This is a genomic window from Kitasatospora sp. NPDC007106, from assembly GCF_040634455.1.
GTDB lineage: Bacteria > Actinomycetota > Actinomycetes > Streptomycetales > Streptomycetaceae > Kitasatospora > Kitasatospora arboriphila.
The window spans coordinates 1-14,064 of sequence record NZ_JBEYFP010000111.1 but is presented as its reverse complement, the minus strand read 5'-3'; the positions used below and the strand labels follow the sequence as shown (position 1 = coordinate 14,064).

The 14,064-nt window shown below is 74.3% G+C and carries 11 protein-coding genes; 5 read left to right on the top strand and 6 right to left on the bottom strand.

All coding sequences use genetic code 11. From position 1 onward, the window contains the following. Positions 1–239: 239 nt before the first annotated feature. Complete coding sequence (locus ABZ641_RS13065) at positions 240–1,499, bottom strand: SAV2148 family HEPN domain-containing protein (protein WP_359981414.1); 1,260 nt, start codon at positions 1,497–1,499, stop codon at positions 240–242. 413 nt (positions 1,500–1,912) lie between these two features. Between ABZ641_RS13065 and glgX the strand changes: the two genes are divergently transcribed. The 3 genes from glgX to treZ all read left to right on the top strand — a co-directional run bounded on the left by glgX (position 1,913) and on the right by treZ (position 8,221). Next, the gene (gene glgX / locus ABZ641_RS13060) at positions 1,913–4,027 is read left to right on the top strand and encodes a glycogen debranching protein GlgX (RefSeq protein WP_344622450.1); all 2,115 of its coding nucleotides are present in this window, start codon (positions 1,913–1,915) and stop codon (positions 4,025–4,027) included. An 85-nt stretch (positions 4,028–4,112) separates the two neighbouring features. Further along, positions 4,113–6,485 carry a malto-oligosyltrehalose synthase gene (gene treY / locus ABZ641_RS13055; RefSeq protein WP_359981411.1) on the top strand — a complete coding sequence of 791 codons (2,373 nt, stop codon included), beginning with the start codon at positions 4,113–4,115 and terminating at the stop codon, positions 6,483–6,485. Further along, positions 6,482–8,221 (top strand): malto-oligosyltrehalose trehalohydrolase, encoded by a 1,740-nt coding sequence (treZ, locus tag ABZ641_RS13050; protein ID WP_344622452.1) that lies wholly within the window; start codon positions 6,482–6,484, stop codon positions 8,219–8,221. The genes treY and treZ overlap by 4 nt, the downstream gene beginning before the upstream one ends. A 34-nt stretch (positions 8,222–8,255) precedes the next feature. On the opposite strand, the gene ABZ641_RS13045 is transcribed toward treZ, so the two are convergent. The 3 genes from ABZ641_RS13045 to ABZ641_RS13035 form a co-directional block, all read right to left on the bottom strand. Beyond that, positions 8,256–9,068, bottom strand: a complete 813-nt coding sequence (locus tag ABZ641_RS13045; RefSeq protein ID WP_344622453.1) for an MBL fold metallo-hydrolase — start codon at positions 9,066–9,068, stop codon at positions 8,256–8,258. Between the two features lie 43 nt (positions 9,069–9,111). Next, entirely contained in the window at positions 9,112–10,005 is an 894-nt protein-coding gene (locus ABZ641_RS13040; RefSeq protein ID WP_344622454.1) for a transketolase C-terminal domain-containing protein, read from the bottom strand. Positions 10,006–10,074: 69 nt separating this feature from the next. Then, positions 10,075–10,779, bottom strand: a complete 705-nt coding sequence (locus ABZ641_RS13035; RefSeq protein WP_359981406.1) for a transketolase — start codon at positions 10,777–10,779, stop codon at positions 10,075–10,077. A 56-nt stretch (positions 10,780–10,835) separates the two neighbouring features. On the opposite strand from ABZ641_RS13035, the gene soxR reads away from it, so the two are divergent. Continuing rightward, complete coding sequence (gene soxR / locus ABZ641_RS13030) at positions 10,836–11,303, top strand: redox-sensitive transcriptional activator SoxR (protein WP_359981403.1); 468 nt, start codon at positions 10,836–10,838, stop codon at positions 11,301–11,303. A gap of 129 nt (positions 11,304–11,432) precedes the next feature. Then, positions 11,433–12,281, top strand: coding sequence for an SAM-dependent methyltransferase (locus ABZ641_RS13025; RefSeq protein ID WP_344622457.1), 849 nt, complete (start codon positions 11,433–11,435; stop codon positions 12,279–12,281). 71 nt (positions 12,282–12,352) lie between these two features. Here ABZ641_RS13025 and ABZ641_RS13020 read toward each other — a convergent pair whose 3' ends face one another. Further along, complete coding sequence (locus ABZ641_RS13020) at positions 12,353–13,261, bottom strand: carbohydrate ABC transporter permease (protein WP_344622458.1); 909 nt, start codon at positions 13,259–13,261, stop codon at positions 12,353–12,355. Next, positions 13,258–14,064, bottom strand: an 807-nt coding sequence (locus ABZ641_RS13015) for an ABC transporter permease subunit (RefSeq protein ID WP_359981400.1), incomplete at its 5' end; no start/stop codon positions are given. The genes ABZ641_RS13015 and ABZ641_RS13020, both read right to left, overlap by 4 nt.

Genomic DNA, 14,064 nt, shown 5'->3' with positions numbered 1-14,064 from the left:
CCGCACCGGCCGCACCGGCCGCACCGGCCGCACCGGCTGCACCGGCAGGGCGGAGCAGGCGTCGAGGACGCGGGGAACTGCGCCATGCGGATGCGGGCCACCGTGAGCACCAGAGGTGAGCCCGGGGCCGTCACGGGCGCCACTCCGAACTGCGCACGCCCCCCGGCCGAAAGCCGGAGGCACCCCACCCGCCCCCGGCGGCCGCACCGACGGGTCGGCCCACCCGCGGCGGCGGTCCGTCAGGACACCGCGCGGGAGTCGGCCCAACTGCCCTCGAACTCCTCGCGGTAGACCTCCAGCAGCCCCGGCTCGGTGCCGCCGGGCTCCTGGCCCGCGCCGCCGCGCAGCACGATCGCGGGCGACTCGATGCCGCGGGCGCGCCGCAGGTAGGGCTGGACGATGCCGACGTCGCCGGAGCGGCGGCGGCCGCCGGTCTGGCCGGTGACCCGGGGGCCCTCGACCAGGTAGGCGGTGAAGCGGGGCATCTCGTCGAAGACCCGGATCTCGAAGCCGCCCGGGTCCCGCAGCCGGGCCCGGACCCGCCGCACGTGCATGATGTTCATCTCGACGGAGCGCCCGAGTTCGCCCCGGCCGAGGCCGAGTTCGCGCTCGCGCCGCCGTACCGCGCTGCTGGCCGGGTTGAGGAAGAGCAGGCGGACCCGGCAGCCCTCGCCGGCGAGCCGCACCAGGCGCTTGCCGGTGTAGTTCTGGCAGAGCATGCCGAGGCCGATGCCGACGGCGTCGAGCCGGCGGGCGCCGTCGAGCAGGTCCTCGACGGGGAGTTCGCGCTGCAGGCGGACCCGGTCGGCGTGCACGGCGACGACGTCGGCGTAGCGGCCGGCGACGAGTTCCTCGACGACGTCGGCGGGGACGCCGCCCGCGCCGCCGTCGAGCAGGCTGAGCAGCCGGGCGGCGGCCCGCTCGGTCTGGTCGAGGACGGTCTGCGAGAGGCTGCGGTTGCGGGAGACGACGTGCCGGGCCACCTCGAGTTCGTCGAGGGCGAGTTCGACCTCGCGGCGGTCGAGGACGTACGGCTCGAAGCAGGGCCAGTGCTGGACCATGAGTTCGCGCAGCTGCGGCAGGGTGAGGAAGACCAGCGGGTCGTCGTCGGCCGGGTCGAGCAGGTAGCCCTTGCGGCGGCTGACCTCGCGGACGGCGCCGGCCCGCAGCACCCACTCCTCGCCGACCGGTCCGGCGGCGGCGGTGACCCAGTCCTCGCCGTGGGCGGGGGCGTAGACGGGGCGCAGTGCCTCGTCGACGAGGGCGCGCAGGCGCTGTTCGACCAGGTTGAGCCAGACGTAGGCGCGGCCGGTGAGGCGGACGCGGCGGTAGGCGTGCTCCCATTCGAGGGCGGTCCAGCCGAGCGGGGTGCCGTCGCCGGGGGCCGGTCCGGCGGGCCGGCCGGGATGGCTGGAGCGGATGACGACGGTCGGCGCCTCGCTGCGGCCCGGCTCCGGCCCGTCGAGGCCGTCGCCCCGGCCGTCGGCGGGGAACCCCATGCGCTACCTCACCTCTCGGCCGCCGCTCGTCGCGAGCGCCGGACCGTCCACTGACAGCGTCTCCACCATGGCGGCCTTGACAGAGCCTGTCTCCGCATGGGCCGGCGGTGCGCGCCGCCGGACGATCAAGGGTACTGCGCGCTCCGGGCGGGACGCAGCCTGTTGACGGCACAACAATTCGAGGGGAGGGCGGGCGGCGGCCCGAGCGCCGGGTTTTCGCGCCACGGACACCCGTTCGGGCGAACAACAGGTGAATGGGTTCGGTCGGCGGGCGGGGGTTGGGGAGTATGCGACGTGTGCCGTACGTGTGCCGTGCGTCACGCCGAGGGCGGTCCGCACATGCCGGGGCCCGCTCCCGGGCAGATCCGAGGGAGCGCCAGTTCCCCCACGGAGCAAGGAAGTTGAGGTCCCTCATGCAGGTCTGGCCAGGGCAGCCCTACCCGCTCGGCGCCACGTACGACGGGGCCGGAACCAACTTCGCGGTGTTCTCGGAGAGCGCCGACCGGATCGAGCTGTGCCTGCTGGAGGAGGACGGCTCGGAGACGGCGATCGAGCTGCGGGAGACGGACGCCTTCGTGCGGCACGCCTACCTGCCGGGGGTCCAGCCGGGCCGGCGGTACGGGTTCCGGGTGCACGGCCCGTACAACCCGGGGTTGGGGCAGCGGCACAACAGCGCCAAGCTGCTGCTGGACCCGTACGCCAAGGCGATGAGCGGGGACATCGACTGGGACGAGTCGGTCTACGGCTACCACTTCGGCGCGCCGGAGCGCCGCAACGACCTGGACTCGGCGCCGCACACCATGCACTCGGTGGTGATCAACCCCTACTTCGACTGGGGCACCGACCGGCCGCCGCGCACCGACTACCACCGGACGGTGCTGTACGAGGCCCACGTGAAGGGGCTGACCCGGCTGCACCCGGAGATCCCGGAGGAGATCCGCGGCACCTACGCGGCGCTGGCGCACCCGGCGCTGATCGAGCACCTGGCGAAGCTGGGCGTCACCGCGATCGAGCTGATGCCGGTGCACCAGTTCGTCCGGGACCACCGGCTGCGGGACCTGGGGCTGTCGAACTACTGGGGCTACAACACCATCGGCTTCTTCGCGCCGCACGCCTCGTACTCCTCGACGGGGGACCGCGGGCAGCAGGTGCAGGAGTTCAAGTCGATGGTGAAGGCGCTGCACGCGGCGGGGATCGAGGTGATCCTCGACGTGGTCTACAACCACACCGCGGAGGGCAACCACCTGGGCCCGACGCTCTCCTTCCGCGGCCTGGACAACGCCTCGTACTACCGGCCGGCGAAGGACCGCCGGTTCTACGAGGACACCACCGGCACCGGCAACAGCCTGCTGATGCGCAGTCCGCACGTCCTCCAGATGATCATGGATTCGCTGCGGTACTGGGTCACCGAGATGCACGTGGACGGCTTCCGGTTCGACCTCGCGGCGACCCTGGCCCGGCAGTTCCACGAGGTCGACCGGCTGTCCTCGTTCTTCGACCTCGTCCAGCAGGACCCGGTGGTCTCGCAGGCCAAGCTGATCGCCGAGCCGTGGGACCTGGGCGAGGGCGGCTACCAGGTCGGCAACTTCCCGCCGCTGTGGACGGAGTGGAACGGCATGTACCGGGACACCGTCCGCGACCTGTGGCGCGGCGAGAACGCCGCCCTGGCCGAGTTCGGCTCCCGGCTGACGGGCTCCTCCGACCTCTACCAGGACGACGGCCGCCGGCCGATCGCCTCGATCAACTTCGTCACCTGCCACGACGGCTTCACCCTGCGCGACCTGGTCTCCTACAACGAGAAGCACAACGAGGCCAACCACGAGGGCAACCGGGACGGCGAGTCGCACAACCGCTCGTGGAACTGCGGCGCCGAGGGCGAGACGGAGGACGAGGCGGTGCTGGAGCTCAGAGCCCGCCAGCAGCGCAACTTCATCGCCACCCTGATGCTCTCCCAGGGCGTGCCGATGCTCGCGCACGGCGACGAGTTCGGCCGCACCCAGCAGGGCAACAACAACGCCTACTGCCAGGACAACGAGCTCACCTGGGTCGACTGGCCGAAGGGCGGCGCCGCCGCGCAGCTGCTGGAGTTCACCCAGGGCATGATCTGGCTGCGCCGCGACCACCCGGTCTTCCGCCGCCGCCGCTTCTTCCACGGCCGGCCGGTCTCCGGCACCCACGACGACCTCACCGACATCGCCTGGTTCACCCCCGGCGGCGAGGAGATGACCGACCAGGACTGGAAGACCAGCTACGCGAAGTCGCTGACGGTCTTCCTCAACGGCAACGCCATCTCCGAGCCGGACCGCCGCGGCGGCAAGATCGTCGACGACTCCTTCCTGCTGCTGTTCAACGCGCACTCCGAACCGCTGGAGTTCACCGTCCCGGCCGGGCACGGCGAGGCCTGGCAGCTGGTCGTCGACACCGCGCAGCCCGTGCTGCCCGCCCGCGGGACGGGCACCCGGGTCAAGGCCGGCGACTCGCTCTGGCTCACCGACCGCTCACTGATGGTGCTGCAGCGACCCGCGTGACGGCCGGGGCGCGGGGGACGACCGGGGTGGGCCATTCGTGCCACCCGGGCCATAGCCGCGCCCGGGCCAGGGTAGGGATCACCCCATGACGTCCGCCGCCGCACACCCACCGACGGCCAGTTACCGGCTCCAGCTCCAGCCGGGCTTCACCCTGCGCGACGCCGCCCGCGCCGTGCCGTACCTGGCCGCACTCGGCGTCTCCCACCTGCACCTGTCCCCGCTGCTGGAGGCCGTCCCCGGCTCCACGCACGGCTACGACACGGTCGACCACAGCCGGATCAGCGAACAGCTCGGCGGTGAGGCTGCGCTGCGCGCCCTGGCGGACGAGGCCCACCGGCACGAGCTGCGGCTGATCGCCGACGTGGTGCCCAACCACATGGCGCTGCCCGTCCCCGAGCAGCTCAACCAGCCGCTCTGGCAGGTGCTCCGGGACGGCCCCGACTCCCGCTACGCCACCTGGTTCGACATCGACTGGACGGCGCAGCCCGGCCCCTTCGACGCGCCCGGCCGCGGCCGGCTGCTGCTGCCGCTGCTCGGCGACCGGATCGGCGCGGTACGGGACCAGCTGGTGGTGGACGGCGAGGTGCTGCGCTACCACGACCACGCCTTCCCGCTGCGTCCCGGCACCGCGCACCTGCCGCTGCCCGACCTCCTCGACCGCCAGTGGTACCGGCTGGCCTGGTGGCGGCTGGCCAGCAGCGAGCTGAACTACCGGCGGTTCTTCGCGATCAACGACCTGATCGCGGTGCGGGTCGAGGTCCCGGAGGTGTTCCGGGCCACCCACGAGGTGCTGCTGCGGCTGCACGGCGAGGGCGTGCTCGACGGCTTCCGGGTGGACCACCCCGACGGCCTCGCCGACCCGCGCGGCTACCTGCGGCGGCTCGCCGAGGCCACCGGCGGGGCGTACACCGTGGTGGAGAAGATCCTCATCGGCGACGAGCGGCTGCCCGCGGACTGGCCGTGCGCCGGCACCACCGGCTACGACGCGCTGCGCCGGATCGACGGGGTGCTCACCGACCACGCCGGTGCCGAGCGGCTGGTCGCCGCCTACCAGCGGGACGTCGCCGACCGGACGACCGCGGCCGAGGCCGCGCTGCGCGGCCGCGCCGAGCTCACCGTCCCGGACGGCGAGCTCGCGGCCGAGGTGGACCGGCTGCTGCGGCTGGTGCGACGGATCGGCGCCGCCGACAGCGCGGTCGCCGACCACCCGCGGCCCGCGCTGCGGGACGCCCTGTGCACCCTGCTCACCGAGCACCCGGTGTACCGGCCGTACGTGGTGCCCGGCGAGGAGCCCCCGCCGGAGGCCGTCGCGCACCTGGCGGGCGGCGCCGAGGGCACCGCGGACCGGCTGCTGCGCGACCTGGCGCTCGGCCGGCTCGGCCGCAGCCCGGAGAAGGACGAGTTCTGCCGCCGGTTCGCCCAGACCACCTCGGCGGTGGCCGCCAAGGGCGTGGAGGACACCGCCTTCTACCGCTGGAACGCGCTGGTCTCGCTGAACGAGGTCGGCGGCGACCCCGGCCGGCCCGGCCTCGGCCCGGGTGCCTTCCACCGCTGGTGCGCCGACCAGGAGCGGGACCGGCCCACCGGGATGACGGTGCTCTCCACCCACGACACCAAGCGCAGCGCGGACGCCCGGGCCCGACTCGCCGTACTCGCCGAGCTGCCCGACGCCTGGGCCGCCGAGTGCGCGGCCTGGACGGCCGCCGCCGGGCCCTGCCCGGACCGCAACACCGCCTGGCTGCTGTGGCAGACCCTGGTCGCGGCCTGGCCGATCGACGAGGAGCGGCTCGTCCAGGTGGTGCTGAAGTCCGCCCGGGAGGCGAAGCTGCGCACCTCCTGGACGGCCCCCGACGAGACCTTCGAACGGCTGCTGACGGCGTACGCGCGCGGAGCGCTCGCCAACGCCGGGCTCTGCCCCCGGATCGCCGGCTTCGTGCAGTTGCTCGCCCCGTACGCGCGGTCCAACACCCTCGCCTCGGCGCTGCTGCACCTGACCGTGCCCGGGGTGCCGGACCTGTACCAGGGCAGCGAGGAGCCGCTGCACACGCTGGTCGACCCGGACAACCGGGCGCCGGTGGACCTCGGGGCGCTGGCGGTGCGGCTGACCGACTCCGCGGCCGACCGCGGCGCCGACCTCGTCCGCGAGAAGCTCCACCTCACCACCACCGCCCTGCACCTGCGGCGCGACGTGCCGCTCGGCCCGTACCGGCCGCTGGAGGCCACCGGCCGGACGGCCGCGCACCTGCTCGCCTTCTTCCGCGGCCCGCGGGTGATCACCGCGGTGACCCGGCTGCCGTACGGCCTGCAGCGGGCCGGCGGCTGGGGCGACACCGTGCTGGAGCTGCCCGAGGGCCGCTGGACGGACGAACTGACCGGGCGGCACTACGAGGCCGGCCCGTTGCCGGTCTCCTGGCTGCTGGAGCGCCACCCGGTCGCACTGCTCACGGAGGGCCGTTGACCACGTACCGCGTATGGGCACCCGAGGCGGACATGGTGGAGGTCGAGGTCGACGGACGGCCGCACCCGATGGCCCGCGAGGGCGACGGGACGAGCGGCTGGTGGCAGGGCGAGGCGCCGGGCGGCGACTACGGCTTCCGGCTGGACGGCGGCCGGGCGCTGCCCGACCCGCGCTCCCCCCGGCAGCCGGACGGCCCGGACGGGCTGAGCCGGGCCGTCGACCACGCCGCCTTCCGCTGGTCCGACACCCCGTGGCGGGGCCGCCCGCTGCCCGGCAGCGTGCTGTACGAGCTGCACGTGGGCACCTTCACCCCCGCCGGGACCTTCGAGGCCGCGGCCGAGCGGCTGGACCACCTCGTCGACCTGGGCGTGGACTTCGTCGAGCTGATGCCGGTCTGCCCGTTCCCCGGCCGGTACGGCTGGGGCTACGACGGGGTGTCGCTCTGGGCGGTGCACGAGCCGTACGGCGGCCCGGACGGCCTGAAGCGCTTCGTCGACGCGGCGCACCGCAAGGGCCTCGGCGTGGTCCTCGACGTGGTGCACAACCACCTCGGCCCGTCCGGCAACTACCTCCCGGTGTACGGGCCCTACTTCACCGACCGGCACCACACGCCCTGGGGCTCGGCGGTCAACCTGGACGCACCCGGCTCCGACGAGGTGCGGCGCTACCTGATCGGCAGCGCGCTCGGCTGGCTGCGGGACTACCGGATCGACGGGCTGCGGCTGGACGCGGTGCACGCCCTCGCCGACGACCGGGCGCTGCACTTCCTGGAGGAACTCGCCGTCGAGGTCGAGAAACTGGCGGACGCCACCGGGCGCCCGCTGTTCCTGGTCGCCGAGTCCGACCTCAACGACCCGCGCACCACCGCCCCCCGGCAGGCCGGCGGCCTCGGCCTCGCCGCCCAGTGGAGCGACGACTTCCACCACGCCCTGCACACCCTGCTGACCGGCGAGTCCGGCGGCTACTACGCCGACTTCGCGGCCGACCCGTACGCGGCCTGCGCCAAGGCGCTGACCCGCGGCTTCTTCCACGACGGCAGCTGGTCGTCCTTCCGCGGCCGCTCGCACGGCCGGCCGTTCCCCACCGCGTACGGGCACCGGCTGCTCGGCTACGCCCAGACCCACGACCAGATCGGCAACCGGGCGGCCGGCGACCGGCTCTCTTCGACCCTCTCCCCCGGGCGGCTGGCCGCCGGTGCGGCGCTGGTCCTCACCTCGCCGTTCACCCCGATGCTGTTCATGGGCGAGGAGTGGGGGGCGAGCACCCCCTGGCAGTACTTCACCGACCACACCGACCCGGCCCTCGCCGAGGCCGTCCGGCAGGGCAGGCGGCGGGAGTTCGCCGCGCACGGCTGGCAGCCCGAGGACGTGCCCGACCCGCAGGCCCGCTCCACCGTGCTCGGCTCCACCCTCACCTGGGCCGAACGCGTCCAGGAGCCGCACGCCGGCCTGCTCGACTGGTACCGGCGCCTGATCCGGCTGCGCCGCACCCACCCCGAGCTCACCGACCCGGACCTCGGCGCCGTCCGGGTCGACCACGACGCCGCCGCACAGTGGCTGGTCGTGCACCGCGGCCCGTTCCGGGTGGTCGTCCACCTCGGCACCGACGCCCCGCAGCGGATCACCCTGGACGCCCCCTACACCCGGACCCTGGCCCTGTACGGCGACTGCTGGCCCGAGTCCGACGGCTCCCTCCACCTCGCGGCGGAGTCCACGGCCGTGGTGCAGGTCGGCTAGAGCGGACACTCCAGGGGCGCGTGGGGGGCTTGCCCTACCTGCAGACGACGAAGCGCTTGTACGGGTGGCGGCCCGTGCGGTCGCCGATCTCGCGGCAGGCGGCCTGCAGGTCGTGCAGGTCGGCGACGGAGAGCTCCAGCGGGGGCTCGTCCGGCTGGAAGGTCGTGCCGAGCGGGTAGTCGGTGCCCGGCTCGGTGGTCATCTCGATGTGGCAGCCGAGCACGTGGGTGACCTCGCGGGTGGCGGTGAACTCCACCAGGCGGTCGACGGTGCGGGTGAAGGCCGGCCAGTCGTTGACGTACAGCCGGCCCGGGTAGACGGTGTCGCCGGTGAGCAGGAAGCCCGTCCGCGGGTCGTGGTAGGTGACCGAGGCCGCGTGGTGGCCGGGGGTGGCGAGGCACTCCAGCACCCGTCCGCCGAGGTCCAGCTCCCGGCTCTCCTCGCCCTCGAAGCCGAACCAGGCGAGCGCCTCGGCGGCCGGCACCAGCTCGGTGTCCGGCCGGTCCGCGAACTGGCCGTCGCCCGCCGTGTGGTCGCCGTGCCCGTGGCTGTGCAGCACCAGCAGCGGCAGGCCCGGGCTGTGCTCCTCGATCAGCTCGTCGACGGTGCGGCGCAGCGGCAGGTGCGCCGGGTCGGCCGTGGCGCCGGTGTCGATCAGCACGGCGCGTTCGGTGCCGAACAGCAGGTACAGGAACGGCGCCTCGTAGTGGACGGCCTTGTTCTGCCGCAGGATGTAGGTCGCTTCGTCGACCCGGTGGACCTGCAGGTCGGGGTCGGTGTTGTGCTTCGAGGACGTCGATCCGTGGATCCAGCGGACGTCCAGCGGTGTGCGGTGCTGCGTGTTCATGGCATCCCCCTTCGCCCGCGAAGTTATCAGGGCCCGGGCCCGTTCAGCGGAGGAAGGCGGTGATCCGGGTGCGCAGGCCGGCAGCGTCGAGGCCGTAGGCGGCGAGGTGCTCGGGGATCGAGCCGTAGTGGCGGTGTTCCTCGCGCGGGACGCCGAGGCCGAGGACGCGGTGCGGCAGGTCGGCGAGGGCGTCGTGGGCGGCGCCGGCGGAGGTGCCGGCGAGGTAGGGCTCGACGAGGACGACGTCGGGCCGGTCGCCGGCGGCGGCCCGCAGTCCGGCGGCGTCGAAGGGGCGGACGGTGGCCGCGTACAGCACGGTGAGGTCGAGGCCCTCGGTGGCGGCCAGGACGGCGTCGAGCATCGGGCCGACGGCGACGACCGTGCCGCGGCGGCCGGTGCGGACGGGCAGCAGCCGGCCGGGCTCGACCGGGCGGGCGGTGTCGTTGCGGTGGGCGGAGAGCCGCAGGTAGACCAGGCTGTCGCCGTCGGCGGCGGCGTGCCGCAGCAGGGTCTCGGCCTCGTCCGGGTGGCCGGGCACGTGGACCGTCCAGCCGGGCAGGGTGTCCAGCAGGGCGACGTCCCCGGGCGCCATGTGGGTGCGGCCGCCGGCCGGCCAGTCGTACGAGCCGGCGGCGCTGACCAGGACGGCGCCGACGCCCTGGTGGACGAGGTCGAGCTTGACCTGCTCCCAGGGCCGTTCGATCAGGAAGCTGGCGAAGGTGTGGGCGATCGGGCGCAGTCCGGTGAGGGCGAGTCCGGCGGTGACGCCGATCTGCAGTTGCTCGCGGATGCCGACGTTGACCACCCGGTCGGGGTGGCGGGCGGCCGCCGGGCGGAAGGAGTCGGCGCCGATGTCGGCGAGCACCAGGGCGAGCCGCGGGTCGTGGTCGAGGAGTTCGGTGGTGACGGCGGCGAAGCGCTCGCGCATGGTCTCCATGGCAGGGGCCTTTCTCGGGGGCGGAGGTGTCCGGGGCTCGGGTCGGGTTCTCGGGTTCGGTTCCCGGGTTCAGTACTTGGGTTCGACGCGGGCGACGACGGCGTGCGGGCGGCCGGGGTGCGGGGCGGTGAACGCGGCGTGCAGGGCCTCGTGGTCGCGGCCGTCCACGGTGGCGGTGGACCAGCCCTCGGCGGCGAAGCGGGCCTCGATGGCGCCGCGCCGGCCGTGGGTGGCGGAGGAGTTGTCGATCACCACGGTGTGCAGCCGGTCCAGGCCGACGGCGCCGGCGAAGGCGATCGCCTCGTGGTTGCTGCCCTCGTCCAGTTCGGCGTCGCCGACCAGCACCCAGACCGCCGGGTCGGTCAGGCCCTGGGCGCGCAGGCCGAGCGCGGTGCCGGCGGCGAGCGGCAGGCCGTGGCCGAGCGAGCCGGAGGCGATCTCGGCGCCGGGCACCAGCAGCCGGTCCGGGTGGTGGCCGAGCGGGGAGTGGTAGCCGCCGAAGCCCGGCAGGACGGCCTCGTCGAGGAAGCCCCTGGCGGTGAGGACGGCGTAGTAGGCCATCGGGCCGTGGCCCTTGGAGAGCAGGAAGCGGTCCCGGGCCGGGTCGTCGGCGCTGTCGGGCGCGACCCGCAGCACGCGGTCGTAGAGCACCCAGAGGGCGTCCAGGGTGGAGGTGGCGGCGGGGCCGTGCTTCTCGTCGCCGGTCATCAGGGCCATCAGGGCGGGCAGGTCGGCGAAGCCGTACGGCCGCCGGCCGGTGGTTGCGGTGGTCATGTCGACCAGCGTGCAAGTTGAAGTCGGCTTCAGGTCAAGCGGCTATCCTCGGCCGCATGGGACCGACCCGCCACGACCTGCTGACCATCGGCCAGCTCTCCGCCCGCAGCGGCCTCGCCACCTCCGCGCTGCGCTACTACGAGCGGATGGGGCTGATCCACGCCGAGCGGACGGCCGGCAACCAGCGCCGCTACGCCCGGGCCACGCTGCGGCGGGTCGCCTTCGTCCGGGCGGCGCAGCGGGTCGGCCTCTCGCTGGAGGAGGCCCGCGCCGCCCTGGACCGGCTGCCCGAGGACCGGGCGCCGAGCACCGCCGAGTGGGGCGAGGTGGCTGCCACCTGGCACGAGCGGATCGACCGGCAGATCGAGGAACTCCAGCTGCTGAAGCGTAAGTTGACCGGCTGCATCGGCTGCGGCTGCCTGTCGCTGTCACGCTGTGCGCTGTACAACGCGGGTGACCGGGCGGCGGAGGCCGGCCCGGGTGCGCGGTACCTGCTGGGCGACCGGCCGGGCGAGGGGGCCTGACGGCGCGTCGCTCCCGGTACGCACCACCGCCGCAACGGCCCGACCGGATCGGGCGTTCGGCCGCTGGAGGCACCTGCCGCCCGTCTATGCTGCCCCGGTGAGAGTCGAGCGGCTGCGGGGAGACGGGTCATGACCGAGCATCAGGACATATCGCTGGACTGGATGTCCGACAGCGGCGAACCGCACGCGCCGGTGGACCTGCGCCCGGAGGTCCCGCACCCGGCCCGCATGTACGACTACTACCTGGGCGGCAAGGACAACTTCCCGGCGGACCGGGAGGCGGCCGAGAAGGTGCTCGCGCTGAGTCCGCTGGTGCGGCTCAGCGCGCTGGCCAACCGGGCGTTCCTGCAGCGGGCGGTGCGCCACCTGGCCGAGGCCGGGGTGCGGCAGTTCCTCGACATCGGCACCGGCATCCCGACCGCGGGCAACACCCACCAGACCGCGCAGCTGGTGCACCCGGACGCCCGGGTGGCGTACGTGGACAACGACCCGATCGTGCTGGTGCACAGCCGGGCGCTGCTGGCCGGCTCCAGCCGCGGCACGGTGACCGTCACCCAGGCCGACCTGCGCGACCCGGAGAAGATCCTCGCCGACCCGCAGGTGCGCGAACTGCTGGACCTGGGGCGGCCGGTGGCGCTGCTGCTGTTCGCGGTGCTGCACTTCGTGGACGACGCCGACGACCCGTACGGCATCGTGCGGACGCTGGTCGACGCGCTGCCGCCGGGCAGCCACCTGGCGCTCTCGCACGGCACCGGGGACTTCGTGCCGGCGTCCGAGGCCGAGAAGGGCCCGGCGATCTACCGCAACGCCACCGCGCAGCTGAGCATGCGCACCAAGGAGCAGGTGCTGAAGTTCTTCGACGGGCTGGAGCTGCTGGAGCCCGGCCTGGTGACGGCCCCGCTGTGGCGGCCGGACACGACGCCCTCGGCGACCGACGCCGAGGTGGGCATCTGGGCGGGCGTGGGCCGCAAGCCCTGAGCCGCCCGTACCGCCGCCCGCCGGCGCCCGTACCCCCTGGTGACTCCGGGGGAACGGGCGCCGCACGGCGGCTACTTGACGGATCCGGCCATCGCGCCCTGCACGAAGTAGCGCTGGCAGGAGAAGAAGACGGCGACCGGCACCAGCAGCGACAGGAAGGCGCCGGGGGCGAGCACGTCCAGGTTGCTGCCGAACTGCCGCATCTGGGACTGCAGCAGGACGGTGAGCGGCTGGGAGTCGCTGCCCGCGAAGACCAGCGCCACCAGCATGTCGTTCCAGACCCAGAGGAACTGGAAGATCGCCAGTGAGGCGAGGGCGGGCAGCGCGAGCGGCAGCGCGAGCCGGCGGAAGACCCGCCACTCGCCGCAGCCGTCGATCCGGGCGGCCTCCATGATCTCCTGCGGGATCTCCAGGAACTGGTTGCGCAGCAGGAAGACGGCGAACGGCAGGCCGTAGGCGACGTGGAACAGCACCACGCCGGGGACGGTGCCGAACAGGCCGACCGCGCCGAGCAGCCGGGCGACCGGTACCAGGCCGATCTGCACGGGCACCACCAGCAGGCAGACGACGACCAGGAACAGCCAGTCCCGGCCGGGGAATTCGAGCCAGGCGAAGGCGTAGCCGGCGAGCGCCGCGAGCACGACGGTGAGCGCGGTGGCGGGCACCGAGATCAGCACGGTGTTCCAGAACGCGCCGAGCACCTCGCCGCCGCCGAGCAGGGCGGTGTAGTTGTCGAGGGTGAGCCGGGCGGGGTGGGCGAGCACCGTCCACCAGCCGGAGGCGGCGCTGTCCTCCTTGGGCCGCAGCGAGGTGAGCAGCAGGCCGACGGTGGGCATCAGCCAGAGCGCGGCGGCGACGAGCAGCACCGCCTGGACGGCGCCGCCGCGGGTGCGGGCGGCGATCCGGGCGGCGAGGCGGGGCCGCGGCCGGGTGGACCCGGCGGTGCTGCCGGGGGCGGGCCGGGTGAGCAGCTGGGTCATCGGGTGCTCCTGCGGAAGCGGCGGACGTTGAGGACCATGGCGGGCACCACGAGCAGCAGCAGGAGCACGCCGAGGGCGCTGCCGAGGCCCTGGTCGTTGCCGCCGCCGAAGGAGACCAGCCACAGGCGCAGCGCGAGCACGCCGGCGTCCTGCTGGACGGGGCCGGGGGCGACGACGAAGACCAGGTCGAAGATCTTCATCACGTTGATGACCATGGTCACCAGGACGACGCCGAGCACGGGGGCGAGCTGCGGCACGGTGATCCGGCGGAAGATCTGCCACTCCCCCGCGCCGTCCATCCGGGCGGCCTCCAGGGTCTCCCGCGGCAGGTTGGCGAGGCCGCCGGCGATGACGACCATCGCGAAGCCGGCCCAGATCCACAGGTAGGCGCCGACGATCGCCGGGGTGACCAGGCCGGGGCCGAGCCAGGCGAGGCCGCGGTAGGGCGCGGCGAAGTTCGAAGCGGGCAGTTCGACGGTGCCGCTGGGGTGCCCGGGGAAGGCGAAGGAGCCGTCGGCGGCGGTGGTCGCGGTCGCGATCTGCCGCTGCCCGTCGAGGAGGCGGACGGTGACGCCGGGCAGGCCGCGCTCGCCGGGGTCGACCGTGCCGGGGGTGCCGCCGCCGGGGGTGACGTCGAGCCAGACGGTGCCGTGCACGCCGTCGCCTGCCGCCGGTGCGGCCGCGGGCTTCGCCGCGGCGGGCAGGGTGGCGGGCTTGAGTCCGACGAGCGGCACGGCGACGGCGCTGCCGGGTGCGGCCGGGGCGGCGCGCACCGCGCCGTCGGCGGCCCCGGCGGGCCCGCC

Excerpts from the sequence above, each read along its gene's own strand:
- ABZ641_RS13020 (WP_344622458.1), bottom strand. The coding sequence starts at position 13,261 with ATGACCCAGCTGCTCACCCGGCCCGCCCCCGGCAGCACCGCCGGGTCC.
- soxR (WP_359981403.1), top strand. The coding sequence starts at position 10,836 with ATGGGACCGACCCGCCACGACCTGCTGACCATCGGCCAGCTCTCCGCC.
- treY (WP_359981411.1), top strand. The coding sequence starts at position 4,113 with ATGACGTCCGCCGCCGCACACCCACCGACGGCCAGTTACCGGCTCCAG.
- ABZ641_RS13040 (WP_344622454.1), bottom strand. The coding sequence starts at position 10,005 with ATGGAGACCATGCGCGAGCGCTTCGCCGCCGTCACCACCGAACTCCTC.
- ABZ641_RS13025 (WP_344622457.1), top strand. The coding sequence starts at position 11,433 with ATGACCGAGCATCAGGACATATCGCTGGACTGGATGTCCGACAGCGGC.
- ABZ641_RS13045 (WP_344622453.1), bottom strand. The coding sequence starts at position 9,068 with ATGAACACGCAGCACCGCACACCGCTGGACGTCCGCTGGATCCACGGA.
- ABZ641_RS13065 (WP_359981414.1), bottom strand. The coding sequence starts at position 1,499 with ATGGGGTTCCCCGCCGACGGCCGGGGCGACGGCCTCGACGGGCCGGAG.
- ABZ641_RS13035 (WP_359981406.1), bottom strand. The coding sequence starts at position 10,779 with ATGACCACCGCAACCACCGGCCGGCGGCCGTACGGCTTCGCCGACCTG.
- glgX (WP_344622450.1), top strand. The coding sequence starts at position 1,913 with ATGCAGGTCTGGCCAGGGCAGCCCTACCCGCTCGGCGCCACGTACGAC.